This window comes from Actinomadura rudentiformis (assembly GCF_008923185.1).
GTDB lineage: Bacteria > Actinomycetota > Actinomycetes > Streptosporangiales > Streptosporangiaceae > Spirillospora > Spirillospora rudentiformis.
The window spans coordinates 351,053-366,106 of the sequence record NZ_WBMT01000003.1; the positions used below are offsets into that span (position 1 = coordinate 351,053).

Below are 15,054 nucleotides of genomic sequence, written 5' to 3' on the forward strand. Positions count from 1 at the left end.
GGCGCGGGCGAGTTCAGCGGGCGCGGGTGAGGTGGAAGTAGAGGGTCTCCGGCTGCCCCTTGGCGTCCATCGCGCCGAGCACGACCTCGTCGGAGACCCGGCGGAAGTGATCGATGATCGGCTGGGTGTCGTACACCATCGCGGCCGAGACCGTGCCGCGGAACACGACCTCGCGCAGGCGGGCGAGGCCCATGCCGTCGAACGAGTAGATCGTGCCGTCCTCGGCCCGGCAGAGCAGCGGGTCGACGTTCTCGGCGTCGTGGAACCGCTTGCCGTACCAGCCCAGCTTGACCAGCAGACCGGCCGCCTTATCATGCTGGTCGAAGACACCGCCCTCCCACGTGCCCAGCATGAAGCCGGGATCGACGGGAGCCAGCTCTCCGAACAGCCTCTCCAGCTCGGCGGTGTCGGAGGTCCCGTTCCGGACGAGCTCCAGCACCCGGGATTCGGCGTTCATGGTCACTCCTTGCTCGAAGACGCATCGTTCAGGGCCGCAAGGACGAAGTCCACCGCGGCGGCGGCGTGCCGGGAGGGGTCGGCGGCGATGCGCGGTCGTTCGCGGCCGGGGGTGAGCACGATCGCGCTGAGCACCCGGCCCGTGATCGCGTCGATGACCAGCTCGGGCGGGGTTCCGGCGGGCAGCTCGCCGCGTTCGACGGCGGCGCGGACGAGCTCGCGCGCCGCGTCGAAGCGGGCCCGCGCGATGGTCAGCACCGTCTCGTCGAAGAGCGGCGGGTAGAGCGAGGCCTCGATCAGGACGCGCGGCAACACCAGCGCCTTGGGGCCGACGAACATGTCCACCACCTGCTCTGCCATCAGGGTCAGGCAGGCCCGCAGGTCGGCGGGGTCGGCCCAGTCGGGCGGCGGCTCGGCCAGGAGCTCCAGCGCGGCGGCGAGGAGGTGCTCCTTGTCGGGCCAGCGGCGATACAGCGCCGCCTTGCCGACGCGGGACCGGCGGGCGACGGCGTCGAAGCTGAAACCCGCCCAGCCAAGTTCCCCGTACACCTGCAGGGCCGCGCGCAGCGCCCGCTGGTCGATCTCAGGGTCCGGCGGGCGGCCCTTGCGGGTCGCCGGGGCAGGGCGGCTGGCCGGCTCAGCCACCGGGCAGCAGCACGGGCTTGACGACCTTCCCGGACAACCAGTCGGCCTCGGCCTGGTTGATCTGGCCGAGCGGGTAGGTCGTGACGAGCTTGTCGAACGGGAATCGGCCCTGGCGCCAGAGCTCCACGAGCCTGGGGATGAAGAGCTGCGGAACGGCGTCGCCCTCGATGATGCCCTTGACCGTGCGGCCCATCAGGAGCAACGACGGGTCGAGCCGGTACTCCTCGCTGCCGACGCCGACCAGGCCGCAGACGCCGGTCGTGCGCAGGCAGGCGACCGCGGCGGAGACGATCGCCGGCACGGCGGTCGTGTCGAAGGAGTACTGGACGCCCTCGCCACCCGCTATCGCCCGGATCTGCCCGGCGAGGTCGTCGTCCGCCCCGTTCAGCGTGTGCGTGGCGCCGAGTTCGCGCGCCAGGTCGAGCCGGGATTCATGCAGATCGACCGCGACGATGGTGGTGGCACCGGCGACCCGGGCCGCCATCACTCCCGCGAGGCCCACGGCGCCCACGCCGAAGACGGCGATGCTGTCACCGGCCCCCACGCCGAGCGAGATCAGCACGGACCCGGCACCGGTCTGCATGCCGCAGCCGAGCGGACCGAGCTTTTCCAGCGGCACGTCCGGATCGACGGTGACCGTGTTGCGGACGGTGGTGAGCGCGTGGGAGGCGAACGACGACTGCCCGAACCAGCGGTTGCCGACCGCCGCCCCCTCCGCGTCATGTGCGCGCGGCACGCCGTCCAGCGACATGGGCAACATGTTGAGCTCGGCCATCTTGACGCAGTTGCCCGGGCGGGCGGCACGGCAGTTGGTGCAGGCCCCGCAGGAGTCGATGGACAGCACGACGTGCGAGCCCACCGCCACGTCGGTCACACCGGGCCCGACGGCCTCGACGACTCCGGCACCCTCGTGACCGAGGACGACCGGCTTGCCCACCAGGTCACCGGGGACGCGGCCGAGCAGGTCGGTGTGGCACATCCCGGTGCCGGCGATCCGGACCAGCGCCTCGCCCGGGCCCGGGTCGGCGAGCTCGACCGGCTCGACGGTGTACGGGGCCTCGGCGGCGCGCAGCACCGCGGCGTCGATGCGCATATCGGTCAGCCCTTCAGGGAGTAGCGGACGGGCAGGCGCTTGAGCCCGCCGACGAACGTGGTGGCCACGTTCTCGGGCTCCCCGGCGAGCTCGATCGACTCCAGCCTCGGCAGCAGTTCCTCGAAAAAGGCGCGGACCTCCATCCGGGCCAGAGCGGCACCCAGGCAGTAGTGCACGCCGAAGCCGAACGCGAGGTGCTTGTTCGGATCACGGCCGACGTCGAAGCGGAAGGGGTCGTCGAAGATCTCCTCGTCCCGGTTGGCCGACGGGTACGACAGCAGCACCGACTCGCCCTTGCGGATCGTCACGCCGCGCAGGTCGTAGTCCTCGGTCGCGGTGCGCATGAACTCCTTGACCGGCGTCACCCAGCGGATCATCTCGTCCACCGCGTACGGCATCAGCGCGGGATCGGCGCGGAGCCGTCCGAGCTGGTCGGGGTGCTCGATGAGGGCGTGCAGGCCGCCGGAGATCGTGGAGCTCGTGGTGTCGTGCCCGGCCGTGGCGATGATGACGTAGTACGAGGCGGTGTCGAAGTCGTTCAGCGGCTCGCCGTCGACGCGTGCGTTCGCGATCGCCGAGGCCAGGTCGTCGGTGGGTTCGGCGCGGCGCGCCGCGGTGAGCTCCTGGAAGTAGGCGAAGAAGTCGAGCAGGACGGTCAGCTGTTCCTCGGGGGTCGTGCCGCGCCGCATGTCGGAGTCGTCGCCGCCGAACAGCTCCTGCGTGAGCTTGAGCATGCGGTCGAAGTCCGACTCCGGGAGCCCGAGCAGCGACAGGATCACGTACAGCGGGTAGTGCACGGCGATCTGCTGGACGAAGTCGCACTCGCCGCCGTGCTCGATCATGCGGTCGACGTATCGCCTGGCCAGTTCCTTGACCCTGTCCTCCAGGGCGCGCATCGCCTTGGGCCGGAACCAGTCCGCGCCGATCGCCCGGATCACGCGGTGGTCCGGGTCGTCCATGTGGACGAGCGTGCGCAGCGCGATGCCCTGCTCGGCGCGCTCCCGGTTCATCGCGTCGTACTCGGCGGTGCCCAGGATCGGGCGCGGCGCGTTCAGGAAGAGCGCGTGGTTGCGCTCGATCTCCATGATGTCGGCGTGCCTGGTGATCGCCCAGAACGGGTTGTAGCCCGGCGGGTCGGCGACCCAGTGCACCGGCGCCTCCCGCCGCAGCAACGCCATGGCGTCGTGGAGGCGCTTGTCGTCGGCGTACGAGCGCGGGTCGGCGAGTGCGCGGCCCGCCTCGTCCACGGTCAGGCTCATGGGCGTCCCCTTTTCCGGACGGATTCCGTCTGAAAGGACGCTAGTAAGCAAACTCTTACAGGTCAAGCTCCAATGATCATCTAAGCCAGGGCGCTGCCGGACCGCCACTGCTTCCAGCTCAGCTGCCAGTAGCTCCAGCCGTTCGTCCACGGCAGGCGGCGCGCGGTACCCGTGACGTCGACCACATCACCCCGCTGCGCGATCCCGAAGAACCACTGCGCTCCGTCTGGCGTCGTCCGCACGCATCCATGGCTCTGGTTGGAGTTCCCGAGGTACTGGTACTGCCCGTTGCTCTGGTGCACGTACTCCCCGGAGGCGCTGATCCGCACCGCCCAGTTGACCATCGTGTCCCAGCCGTTGATCTTGTCCTTCGGGTCGATCCCGGATCCCGCCGACGTCATGCGCTCGACCCGCTTCTTGTCCATGACAAGGTGCACGCCGCTGGCGGTGAGGAAGATGTCCTCCCCGTTCACGACCCTGCCGCCACTGCCCAGGCTGACCGGTAGCGTCCGGATCACCCGGCCGTCCCTTCTCACCGTCATGCGATGCGTCCGGGAGTTGACCGTGCTGATCTGCGCCGCCCCCACCGCGAACCGCCGCGACACATCCGCCACCCCGTACACGCCCTTCGCCGCAGCGACGCCGGTGAGCCGCGCGGTGAAGCGGACCTTCTGGTGCGCGGGCCAGTACTTCTTCGTCCGGTAAACGACCTGCGTGGAGCTCACCCACCGCCACGCGCCCTCGACCGGCTTCTGCGCCTTGACCTCCAGCGCCCGCTCGACGGCCGCGCGATCGGACACCGGCCGGTCGAACGTGACGATGATCGGAGCACCAACGCCGATCTTCTCCGAGCGATCGCTCATCGGGGTGATATCGGCGATGCCGAACGTCTTACCGGGCTTGAGCGTACGGAAACGGCTGGTCACCGTCGTGGTCTTGCCTCCCCGGGTCGCCTTGGCTGTCACCTCGTACGCGGCGTCCGGCTTCAACCCGCGGCTCGCCCGCCACCCCGTGCGGTCCGCCGTGAACCCGCCCGCGACGACCAGCCCGCCGCCGGTCCGCACGGTCACCTCGGCGAGCGTGCCGCCGCCCGCCGTCACGCTGACCCGGCTGTCCGGACGCACCCGCGACGTACCGTCACCCGGAGTGACGGTGACCGAGGGCGCTCCATCCTCCCCGGACACGGTGGAACCGCGCCCGGACTTCGAATCTCCACCGGTGCAAGCCGACGCGGTGGTCAAGGTGAGCAGGACCGCGAGCGCGGCCGACCTGAACTTCAAGGCGTCTCCAGGGGGTGATCAACAAGGGGGACACTAGGTATTGCCCGATCGACCGGATTTGTTTCGCTCCGGAGAGTGATCAGCAGGGGGCCGCGGCCCGCGCGTGCTCGTCCAGTACGGCCCGCAACCTGGCGCGGGCACGGCTCAACCGCGTTCGCACCGTGGCGGGTTCGAGGCCGAGCACCACGGCGATCTCGCCGGGTGACATCTGCTCCCAAGCTGTAAGGGTGAGCAGTTCCCGGTCCGCTACGGACAGCCGCTCCAGAGCCGCGCGGACCGGTTGACCGCCTCCGTCGTCTCCGGGCTGCGCCCGCAACTGCTCGCGCAGGCGATCCGCCAGCCGCCCCCGCCGCGTACTGCCGCGCCGGTGGTTGGCCAGCACCTTGCGCGCGATCCCGTACAACCAGAGCCGTCCCTCATCACCGGGTGGCGCGTCGTGGATGCGCCGCCACGCGATGGCGAAGACCTCCGCCATGAGATCGGCGGCGTCCTCGGCGGCATCGACCCGGCGGACGAGGTAGCCGAGGATGCTCGTGCTGTGCTGCTTGAAGAGCGCCTCGAAACGCTGCTCGTGGCTCATCGGAACGCTCCGACCAGCCGCCACGCCGGCCCGCAGCTCGACCGCATGAACCGCTCAAGCCGCCACGACTCACCGAGCTTCCTGTCGAGCGGCGGCCACCCGACCCTGATGGCCCTGCCCGTCTCAGGATCGACCGGAGCGAATCGTCGCGACACAAGCCGCTTGATCACGATGTCCGCCGCACGTGCGCCCTGTACGTCACCGCGAAGGCGGAGGTCCTGCCAGTAGCCGCCCCACTGGCAGATCCCATATCGCGCCAGGTTGGCGATCACGAAGGTGGCCTGCAGACGCTTCCCGGGCAACGTCAGCGCCCGGGTGACTGCGGCCCAACTGCGGCCGGGGGGCAACGAGATGGAGGAGGTCGTCGACGCCATGAACACCTGGAGCGCGGGACTGCCGAGGTTCAGCCACTCGCTGGTGTCCGTCGCCTCGGAAGGACCAACGGTCATGGCCTGCCTGAAGTCCCCGGTCCTCAGCGGCGGGCCAGAGGACACCGGCACCGCTGGCCGTTCCGGGCGCGGCGCGGACTGGAGCTGCTTCAAGCCGACTCCGCCAAGGAGGAGCAGCGCCATCCCGAACGCCGCGGCGACCGCCACCGCGTTCCGTCCGATCGGCAACCGCAACCTGCGGCGCGGCCGTCCCGCGGCCATGATGTCGCCGCAGAGATCACCGAGCACCTCCTGAAGCGCGCCGTCGGAGGCCAGATCTCGATCATCAGCCCGCGCCGCCGTCCTCAGGACGCTCAACTCGTCCCCTGGTGCGGATTTCATGCGTACATTCCCCCGTAGTGTCGGCACTCGCAACAGACATGTCCGGCACCAGAGGCAACGTGACACCCCCAAATAACAATCAAGTAACGGCCCAGCACCCCAGGGCGGCGGGCGCGAGAGGGCTGACAGGTGCGCGCATACGACCGTCTGCGGCCGGTGGCGCAGGAGCTCATGGAGCTCCTGGTTCAGGCGGGCGCGTACCAGATCGAGACGAGCGCGTTCTCGCCGTACGAGAAGGACTGACCGCCGAGCCTTCAGATGTTGGTGAAGTCGCCGTGGCGGCCGGTGCCGGAGGCGAAACGGGCGGCGCCGGCGATGGCCTCGTGCGCGGCGTTGGACCCGTGGCTCAGCTCGTTCGCGAGCGCCTCCTCTTCGGGGAGTCCTGCCTGTTCGAGGGTTGAGAGGCGGTCTCCGCGCATGCAGGTCTGGGGGAAGCGGGCGATGCCGGCCGCCAGTTCCTCGGCGGCTTCGCGTGCTTTGGTGGGTGGCACCAGGCGGTTGGCCAGGCCGATGTCGAACGCCTCTTGGGCGGAGACCGGGCGACCGGTGAGGATCAGGTCCATGGCTCGGCTCTCGCCGATCAGGCGGGGCAGGCGTACGGTCCCGCCGTCGATCAGCGGGACGCCCCAGCGGCGGCAGAACACGCCGAACGTCGCGTCCTCTTCGACGACGCGGAGGTCGCACCAGAGTGCCAGTTCCAGGCCGCCGGCGACGGCGTGGCCGGACACCGCGGCGATGACGGGCTTGGACAGTTTCATCCGGGTCGGGCCCATCGGGCCGTCGGCGGGGAGGGGGTCCACGCGGTTGCCGCGTCCGGCGCCGAGGCCCTTGAGATCGGCTCCGGCGCAGAACGTGCCGCCCTCGCCCCAGAGGACGGCCACGGAGGCGTCATCGTCGGCGTCGAAGGCGCGGAAGGCGGCGGCCAGTTCGGCGGCCGTGGGGCCGTCGACCGCGTTGCGGACCTCGGGACGCGACAGGATGACGGTGGTGACAGGGCCTTGGCGTTCGGTGCGAACGGTCACGGGCGTTCCTCGAAGTGCTCTTCGGGGACTTCGATGAAAAGGGCGGCGGCGCGGACGGCGAGCTTGCCGTCGACATGACCTTCGCCTTCCAGGTAGGCCTTGCGGCCGTCCACTCCGGTGCACCAGGCGCGGAGCTGGACCGTGGAACCCACGGGTACGGGAGTAAGGAAGTCGGTCTCCAGGCGTCCGGTGACGTAGCGCTTGCCGAGCATCCACGCGACCGAGCCGAGCGCCTCGTCGAGGGCAGCCGCCAGGATCCCGCCGTGGGCGAGGCCCGGCGCGCCCTGGTGCGCCTCCACCACGGTGAACGCCGTCTCCGCGACCTTGCCGTCAAGGCCCGTGTGCTTGAGCCGGATGCCGTCCGAGGCCTGGTCACCGCATCCGAAGCAGCCGTCGTACTCGGTCGGCGGGGGCTCCTTCAGGGCGGGCACGACCGCTCCGGTCGGTGGGGTGGTCTTGGCCGAGGCAGGCGTGGTCACGGGGCTCCTTCGCAGGCGAATCCGATTCGGTCTCAAGGGTACGCTCAGTCCCGATCGTCGATGAGGGCGCCTGCCACGAGCTCGTCGAACCGGTCGAGATCCTCGGCGGGGGCGTCGATGCCACGCAGCGGTCCGCGGTCGGCGAGATGGTTCCGCGCGTACAGGCGGGCGACGAGGGCCTTGCCGTGCTCCAGCAGGAGGGCCGCCGCGTACACGTCCGCCATGTATTGGGCGAGAGGGAAGAGACGCGCCTCGGCGGTTTCGGCGTCGAGGGTCTGCCACAGTTTCACCGCCTGGCGGAGGTGTCCGATCCGTTCGCTCACCAGGGAGACGGTGGCGTCGTCGCCCTGTGCGTGGTCAACGGCCTGCTCCAACCGTTCGAAGAACGGTTCGTGGGCCTGCTCGCGGAGCATGGCTCGCCGGACGTCGAGGCAGAGGATGTTGTCCCCGCCCTCCCAGATCGGATTCACCTGGGCGTCGCGCAGGATCCGCGCGACCGGCCACTGCTCGATGTAGCCGTTGCCGCCGTGGATCTCGATGGCGTCGCTCGCAGCGGTCACGCCCAGGCGTGCTGCCCGCAGCTTGATGAGAGGAGCTCCGATCCGCAGCCGTGGCTTTCCGAGGTATCCGTCGAAGACCATCGCCTGGGCGGCCTCGGTTTCCACGATCAGCTCCGCCAGCTTGCGGCGCATCAGCGGCTGCTCGTACAGCGGCGCGCCGAACGCCTCGCGGGCACGGGCGTAGCACAGCGCTTCGACGAGCGACCGCCGTGCGCATCCCAGGCCCATCATCGAGATGCCCAGCCGCGCGCCGTTCGTCAGCTCCATCATCCGGGCGAGCCCCTTGCCGTCGCCCTGGCCTCCCGACTCGGGCGCCAGCAGGAACGCCTCGGCGTCGGTGAACTCGATCTCACCTGAGGCCACCGAGCGGGTGCCCAGCTTGTCCTTGAGCCGCCGGATCCTGATGCCGTTCCGCGAGCCGTCGCGCTGTTCGCGGAGGACCAGGAACGGCGCGATTCCCCGTACACCGTCTTCGGCGCCTTCCGGCTTGGCCAACACCACGAACGCCGAGCCGTTGGCGTTCGACGCGAACCACTTGAGGCCGTTCAACCGCCAGGCGTCACCGTCGCGTGCGGCGGTCGACTCCAGCGCCCCCAGGTCGGATCCGCCCGAACGTTCCGTCAGCATCTGCGCGGCCTCGCCGGAGAACATCCCCGCCGAGAACAACTCCCGCACCCGCGCCTTGACGTCCTCCGGCGCGAAGAGCTCGGTCAGCCCCACGACCATGTCCCCGCCCGTTCCGAGGGCGCACGCCATCCCGATGTCGGCCTGATCGAGCAGGTAGCTCCACGCCACCGCCATCGGCGCGGGATCCACCCCGGCCGCCCGCGCCTCCGCGAGGAACTCCGGTCGTGTGAAACTCGTCGCCACCAGCTCGCTTCGCGCGGCCTCGAACGACGGAGGCATCACGACCTCGCTGATGTCCCGTCCCCACCGGTCGTACTTCTCCAGCCTCGGCGGGTTGCGGTCGGTCTCCTCCGCCCACACGGCGACCCGCCCGCCCACCAGCTCACCGAGGGCTTCCAGCCGGGGCTCGGCCCAGGCCAGCCCCTTGTCCCCCAGGTGCCGCCGCATCAGGAACCGCAGCGACGGATCGCACGTGTACCAGTTGAGGCCGACCGCGCCCTGATAGCGCTCCGTCGCGTACCGCCGGGCCTTCTCGGCTCCGCCGAACGGAAGCCGGTCCACCGGTTCGATCAGATATGAGCCCATGCCCGGACATTACGCTTTTTCTGTATGCGACGGAAGTCTGTAATCCGGGTACAGTCCCGGTCAGTCATGTCGAACACTCTCGGCCTCCGACCGCTGACCGCCCGGTCCGTGGTCCTGAGCACGCTGCTGGGCTCGCACCCGCCGCGCCTGCGCGCCCGCTATCTGGTCCGCGTGGGCGAGCTGTTCGGCATCGCCGAGGGCACGATCCGGGTGGCGCTCTCCCGGATGGTCGCGGCGGGCGACCTCGTCCAGAGCGACGGCGAGTACGCGCTGACCGAACGACTCCTGGCCCGGCAGGCCCGCCAGGACGAGAGCCGTTTCCCGCGCACCCCCTCCTGGGACGGCACCTGGGAGATCGCCGTCATCACCGCCGAGCGGCGCCCCGCCGCCGACCGTGCCGCCCTCCGCCAGGCCATGGCGGCCCTCCGCCTGGCCGAACTACGCGAGGGCACCTGGCTGCGCCCCGCCAACCTGAGCCGTCCCCGGCCCGACATCGTCGCCCAGCAGTGCACGTTCCTCACCGGCCGCCCCGAGGACGACCTCACCGCCACCCTCTGGGACCTCGACGAGTGGACGGCCAAGGCGCACGCCCTGACCACCGCCCTCGACGAGGCCGACAGCCTCGCCGACCGTTTCACGGTGGCCGCCGCCGTCCTCCGCCACCTCCTGAACGACCCGCTCCTCCCCGCCGAGCTGCTCCCCGCCGACTGGCCCGGTCCCGGCCTGCGCGCCCACTACGAACGCTTCGAAGTCGACTTCAACCGCCTCCTCACCGACCACGTCCTCGCCCCCTGACCAGCGCGGTCAGGCGATCAGCAGCTTCTGCATCTCGGCGCGGACCGGGTCGACGATCTCCGCGGGGCGGCGGTCCTCGCGTCCGACGAAGACGTGCACGAAATAGCCCTCGGCGATCAACGCCTCGTCGGATCCGCGGTAGAGACCCACCTCCCAGCGGACGCTGGACCGGCCGAGCTTGCCGACCCTCAGGCCCAGCTCGACGGTGTCGGGGAAGGCCACCTCGGCCTTGTAGACACAATGCGACTCGACGCACAGCGCGATCGGATCGCTGCTCAGCGGATCGAACCCGGCGGTCCTGATCATCCACTCATTGATCGCGGTGTCCATCAGCGAATAGTGGACGGCGTTGTTGACGTGCCCGTACACGTCGTTGTCCTTCCACCGCGTGGGGACGCTCTGCCAGTGCAGGTACTCGCCGTTGTTCACGCCGGCAGTCTACGTACTGCCGGGTAACCCCAAGGGGCGACGGCCCTGTGCTTCGATGTCCGCTTATGAAGGGAACTCCACCGCAAGACCGTTCGCCTTACCCGCTGCCGGGCCAATTCGACCAGCCGCCCCAGGCACGTTCCGGAGGTGAGACACCCGCCCCGCCGTACCAGGGCCGCCGGCGATCAGCCCAAAAGAGGCTCATCCTGGGGCTCAAGGGGTTCTCGGTCATCTACGTCGGCGCGACGTTACTCCTCGGCATCGCCATAGCCTCGATCATGTTCGTCCAACGGCCCGACAAGATCACGGAGAAACTGGAGCGGAAGCCTTCGCCCTTCACCTGGACCACGTTCTTCGAGGACGAACGGCATTTCACGATGCGGATCAACCAGACGACCGAGACCTATGACCGGACCGGCGAAAAAGTGCTGGAGGGCTCCGCGGGCTGCCTGGCCGGGGCCATCGACGCGGCGACACGGACATTGCTGTCGAACCTTGGGTGCGACGGCCGGATCGAGGCCTCGTTCACCACACCGAGCAAGGCTCAGGTCAGCGTGCACGTGCTGCGGCTCAAGGACAAGGCGGCCGCCGAGACGGCCGAGACGCAACTCAAGGCCGCAGGCATGCGGTTCGTGACGACGGCCTCGGTGCCCAAGCGGATCGGCGCGCGGTTCGGCAAGGTCGGATCCGGCACCCGGTACGCGGTCGTCACCGCCGCGGTGTCGCCCCGGCAGAAGGACGCGCAGCGCATCGCCAACCGAGGCGGCGGATTCATCCACGCCGAGACCACCGCCGTGGCGATCTGGAGCTAAGCCCTCACTGGCGACTACGTCCGGTTGCCATCTGCGCCGGCGAAGAACAAAGAACCAAGGGGCCGTGCCTTCCACGCTCGAACGGCCCGGGACAAGATCCCGGGCCGATGTCCTAGTCCAAACTGTTCGGTTAGTGGCGCTTTCCGCGGAACTTGGTCAGCAGACCGCGGGCCTTGGCCTTGGTGCGGGGGTCCCGGGCCATCCTTTCGGCCCTGGCGCGGGCCTGCTGGCCCTGCGGACTTCGCATCCAGGCCTTGATCTTCGCTATGAGTGAAGCCACGTGTCCTCCTAGCCGTCCTTCGTTCGCCCCTACCCTCAGAATGTCTCGTCGAACGCCACAGTTCCCTCCACGCCGATCTGGTAGGCCGAAACCCGGCGTTCGAAGAAGTTCGACAGCTCCTGCACGTCCTGCAGTTCCATGAAGGCGAAAGGGTTGGCCGTGCCGTACCGCGCCGGCATGCCGAGCCGAGCCAGCCGCTGGTCCGCGACGTACTCCAGGTAGGCGCGCATGTCGGTCGCGCTCATGCCGGGCAGTCCGTCGCCGCACAGGTCGTACGCGAACGCCATCTCCGCCTCGACGGCCTCCTCCAGCATCCGCGTGACCTCCTCGTTCAGCCGCGCGTCGAAGAGGCCGGGCTCCTCCGAGCGCACGGTGTCGACGACCGAGAACGCGAACTCCATGTGCATCGACTCGTCGCGGAACACCCAGTTGGTGCCGGAGGCCAGCCCGTTGAGGAGGCCGCGCGACCGGAGCCAGTAGACGTAGGCGAACGCGCCGTAGAAGAACAGCCCCTCGATGCACGCCGCGAAACAGATCAGGTTGAGCAGGAACGCACGCCGTTCGTCGGCCGTGCGCAACTCGTCCAGCTTGTCGATCGAGTCGATCCAGCGGAAGCAGAACTCCGCCTTGGCCCTGATCGAGGGGATGTGCTCGATGGCGGCGAACGCCTTCACGCGCTCGTCGTGATCAGGCAGGTAGGTGTCGAGCAACGTCAGATAGAACTGGACGTGCACGGCCTCCTCAAAGAGCTGCCGCGACAGGTAGAGCCGCGCCTCGGGCGCGTTCACGTGCTTGTAGAGGTTGAGCACGAGGTTGTTGGCCACGATCGAGTCGCCGGTCGCGAAGAAGGCGACCAGCCGGTTGACGAGATGCAGTTCGGCCGGTGTCAGGCGGGCCAGGTCGGCGAGGTCGGTGGCGAGGTCGACTTCTTCCACCGTCCAGGTGTTGCGGATCGCGGCGCGATAGCGCTCGTAGAAGTCGGGGTAACGCATGGGCCGCAGGGTCAGGTCCATACCGGGATCGAGCAGCATGCTGTGCCCTCCGGTTCGCTCGCTCACTGGCAGGCCTCGCAGGCTTCGGGGTTTTCGAGGGAGCACACGACCGCCTCCGTCGCGGAGATGGTGGTCTGCGCGATCCGGGTGGCCGGACGTGAACGCAGGTAGTAGGTGGTCTTCAGGCCCGCACGCCACGCGTAGGCGTACATCGAGGAGAGCTTCCCGATGGTCGGCGTCTCCATGAAGAGGTTCAGCGACTGGCTCTGGTCGATGTAGGGGGTACGGGCCGCAGCCAGGTCGATCAGCGCCTTCTGTGGCAGCTCCCACGCGGTGCGGTAGAGCCTCCGCATCTCCTCGGGCAGGTCGGTGATGCCCTGGACGGAGCCGTTCGCCTGCTTGATCGCGTCGCGCACCGCGGGCGTCCACAGGCCCAGTGCCTTGAGATCCGCGACCAGGTAGTTGTTGATCTGCAGGAACTCGCCGGACAGGGTCTCGCGCTTGAAGAGATTGGAGACCTGCGGTTCGACGCATTCGTAGCAGCCCGCGATGGACGCGATCGTGGCGGTCGGCGCGATCGCGATCAGCAGCGAGTTGCGAAGCCCGGTCTCGTCGATCCGGGCACGCAGCGCCTCCCACTCGGCCGTCCGGCGCGGCGTCGCACCTGGGAAGTGGTCCACATGCAGCCGGCCACGGGCCGTGCGCGTCCGGTCGTACGCGGGCAGCGGCCCGAGTTCGGCGGCCAGGTCGGCGGACGCGCCGTACGCGGCGAGCGCGATCTCTTCGGCGATCGCCGTGGACAGCTCGCGCGCCTCGGCCGAGTCGAACGGCAGCCGCAGCTTGAAGAAGACGTCGGCGAGGCCCATCACGCCGAGGCCGACCGGGCGCCACGTGCGGTTGGCGGACGCCGCCTCGTCCGTCGGGTAGAAGCCGCGGTCGATCGTCCGGTCGAGGAAGCGCACGGCGGTGCGCACGGTCGCGCGGAGCCGCTCCCAGTCCATGCCATCGGACCCGGCGTGCTCGGCCAGGTTGATCGAGCCGAGGTTGCACACGGCGGTCTCGCCGTCGCTGGTCACCTCGATGATCTCGGTGCAGAGGTTGGACAGGTGGACCACGTTGCCGGGCTCGGCGGTCTGGTTGCAGGCGCGGTTGGCGGCGTCCTTGAACGTCATCCAGCCGTTCCCCGTCTCGGCGAGCGTCCGCATCATCCGGCCGTACAGACGCCGTGCCGGGACCTGCCGTACGAACCGTCCCGCGGCCTCGGCCGCCCGGTAGGCGCCGTCGAACTCCGCGCCCCACAGGTCGGCGAGCTCGGGCACCTCCTTGGGGTCGAACAGCGACCAGTCCGCGTCCGCCTCGACCCGGCGCATGAACTCGTCGGGGATCCAGTTGGCGAGGTTGAGGTTGTGGGTACGGCGCGCCTCCTCGCCGGTGTTGTCGCGCAGCTCCAGGAACTCCTCGATGTCGGCGTGCCACGGCTCCAGATAGACGCAGGCCGCGCCCTTGCGCCGCCCTCCCTGGTTCACCGCGGCGACCGAGGAGTCGAGCGTGCGCAGCCACGGCACGATCCCGTTCGAGTGGCCGTTGGTGCCGCGGATCAGCGAGCCGCGCGACCGCACCTTCGTCCACGAGATGCCGATGCCGCCCGCGTACTTGCTGAGCCGCGCCACCTGCGCGTACCGCTCGTAGATCGACTCCAGCTCGTCGCGCGGCGAGTCGAGGAGGAAGCAGGACGACAGCTGGGAACGGCGCGCACCCGAGTTGAAGAGCGTCGGCGAGCTCGGCAGGTACGACAACGTGCTGAGCAGCCCATAGAGCTCGGCGGCCTCGTCGACGGTGTCGGACAGCCCGCAGGCCACGCGCAGCAAGAAATGTTGCGGCCGCTCCAGAACGCGCCGCGAACGCGGGTGCCGCAGCAGATACCGGTCGTACAGCGTGCGCAACCCGAAGTATTCGAAACGATCGTCGGCGGACTCGTCGATCAGGGCGTTCAGTGCCTCGGCGTGCGCGGCGACGAACCCGGCGGTCGCGCCGTTCAGCAGGCCCTCGGAGTGGGAGGCGGCCACGGAGCCCGCGAACGACCGCACGCCCTCGTCGGCGGCCTCGTCGGCGATCAGCGCGCTCAACAGCCGCGCCGCCACCTTGGAGTACGCGGGCTCGACGGCCACCAGCGCGGCTGCCTCGCCGATCGCCAGCTCCCGCAACCCCGCCGCACCGAGATCGTCACCGGCCCGGATGGCGATCAGAACGCGCTGCGGATCGGTGTCGGGCAGGCCCGCACACGCGCGGACCACCTCGGCGTCGATGCCAGGACGCGGTGGAGCGATCAGTTCCTGTGTCACGTGCTCTCTTCCCTCGCGAGCTCGCCCCGTCGAGGGCGCACGCGAACA

At 69.5% G+C, this 15,054-nt stretch carries 16 protein-coding genes; 2 read left to right on the forward strand and 14 right to left on the reverse strand.

Going from position 1 to position 15,054, the window contains the following annotated elements; genetic code table 11:
• Window positions 1-13: 13 nt before the first annotated feature.
• The 10 genes from F8566_RS08195 to F8566_RS08240 form a co-directional block, all read right to left on the reverse strand.
• Entirely contained in the window at window positions 14-457 is a 444-nt protein-coding gene (locus F8566_RS08195) for a DUF4334 domain-containing protein (RefSeq protein WP_151559321.1), read from the reverse strand.
• 2 nt (window positions 458-459) lie between these two features.
• Entirely contained in the window at window positions 460-1,101 is a 642-nt protein-coding gene (locus F8566_RS08200) for a TetR/AcrR family transcriptional regulator (RefSeq protein ID WP_151559322.1), read from the reverse strand.
• Window positions 1,094-2,194, reverse strand: a complete 1,101-nt coding sequence (locus F8566_RS08205) for an NAD(P)-dependent alcohol dehydrogenase (RefSeq protein ID WP_151559323.1) — start codon at window positions 2,192-2,194, stop codon at window positions 1,094-1,096. Before F8566_RS08205 ends, F8566_RS08200 begins: the two co-directional genes overlap by 8 nt.
• A gap of 5 nt (window positions 2,195-2,199) precedes the next feature.
• On the reverse strand, window positions 2,200-3,453 hold the full coding sequence (locus tag F8566_RS08210; protein ID WP_151559324.1) for a cytochrome P450: 1,254 nt from the start codon (window positions 3,451-3,453) through the stop codon (window positions 2,200-2,202).
• Window positions 3,454-3,533: 80 nt separating this feature from the next.
• Window positions 3,534-4,733: a L,D-transpeptidase gene (locus F8566_RS08215; RefSeq protein WP_151559325.1), complete on the reverse strand. Its 1,200-nt coding sequence runs from the start codon at window positions 4,731-4,733 to the stop codon at window positions 3,534-3,536.
• A 79-nt stretch (window positions 4,734-4,812) separates the two neighbouring features.
• Window positions 4,813-5,313 carry an RNA polymerase sigma factor gene (locus F8566_RS08220; protein ID WP_151559326.1) on the reverse strand — a complete coding sequence of 167 codons (501 nt, stop codon included), beginning with the start codon at window positions 5,311-5,313 and terminating at the stop codon, window positions 4,813-4,815.
• Window positions 5,310-6,083, reverse strand: coding sequence for a hypothetical protein (locus F8566_RS08225; protein ID WP_151559327.1), 774 nt, complete (start codon window positions 6,081-6,083; stop codon window positions 5,310-5,312). The genes F8566_RS08220 and F8566_RS08225 overlap by 4 nt, the downstream gene beginning before the upstream one ends.
• Window positions 6,084-6,337: 254 nt before the next feature.
• Window positions 6,338-7,105, reverse strand: coding sequence for a crotonase/enoyl-CoA hydratase family protein (locus F8566_RS08230; protein WP_151559328.1), 768 nt, complete (start codon window positions 7,103-7,105; stop codon window positions 6,338-6,340).
• Entirely contained in the window at window positions 7,102-7,584 is a 483-nt protein-coding gene (locus F8566_RS08235) for a PaaI family thioesterase (RefSeq protein WP_151559329.1), read from the reverse strand. Before F8566_RS08235 ends, F8566_RS08230 begins: the two co-directional genes overlap by 4 nt.
• 44 nt (window positions 7,585-7,628) lie before the next feature.
• Window positions 7,629-9,356, reverse strand: coding sequence for an acyl-CoA dehydrogenase family protein (locus F8566_RS08240; protein WP_151559330.1), 1,728 nt, complete (start codon window positions 9,354-9,356; stop codon window positions 7,629-7,631).
• A 66-nt stretch (window positions 9,357-9,422) separates the two neighbouring features.
• Between F8566_RS08240 and F8566_RS08245 the strand changes: the two genes are divergently transcribed.
• A complete protein-coding gene (locus F8566_RS08245; RefSeq protein WP_151559331.1) occupies window positions 9,423-10,151 on the forward strand; it encodes a PaaX family transcriptional regulator C-terminal domain-containing protein in 729 nt (242 codons plus the stop codon).
• Window positions 10,152-10,160: 9 nt separating this feature from the next.
• On the opposite strand, the gene F8566_RS08250 is transcribed toward F8566_RS08245, so the two are convergent.
• Complete coding sequence (locus tag F8566_RS08250) at window positions 10,161-10,580, reverse strand: acyl-CoA thioesterase (RefSeq protein ID WP_151559332.1); 420 nt, start codon at window positions 10,578-10,580, stop codon at window positions 10,161-10,163.
• 65 nt (window positions 10,581-10,645) lie between these two features.
• On the opposite strand from F8566_RS08250, the gene F8566_RS08255 reads away from it, so the two are divergent.
• Complete coding sequence (locus F8566_RS08255; protein WP_151559333.1) at window positions 10,646-11,392, forward strand: hypothetical protein; 747 nt, start codon at window positions 10,646-10,648, stop codon at window positions 11,390-11,392.
• A 130-nt stretch (window positions 11,393-11,522) separates the two neighbouring features.
• Here F8566_RS08255 and F8566_RS49700 read toward each other — a convergent pair whose 3' ends face one another.
• From F8566_RS49700 to F8566_RS08265, 3 genes are read right to left on the reverse strand one after another with little or no spacing between them, the layout of a single operon-like run.
• A complete protein-coding gene (locus F8566_RS49700; protein ID WP_192809574.1) occupies window positions 11,523-11,672 on the reverse strand; it encodes a hypothetical protein in 150 nt (49 codons plus the stop codon).
• Window positions 11,673-11,707: 35 nt separating this feature from the next.
• Window positions 11,708-12,730 (reverse strand): ribonucleotide-diphosphate reductase subunit beta, encoded by a 1,023-nt coding sequence (locus F8566_RS08260; protein WP_225992958.1) that lies wholly within the window; start codon window positions 12,728-12,730, stop codon window positions 11,708-11,710.
• Window positions 12,727-15,006 (reverse strand): ribonucleoside-diphosphate reductase subunit alpha, encoded by a 2,280-nt coding sequence (locus tag F8566_RS08265; protein ID WP_151559334.1) that lies wholly within the window; start codon window positions 15,004-15,006, stop codon window positions 12,727-12,729. The genes F8566_RS08260 and F8566_RS08265 overlap by 4 nt, the downstream gene beginning before the upstream one ends.
• Between the last annotated feature and the right edge of the window lie 48 nt (window positions 15,007-15,054).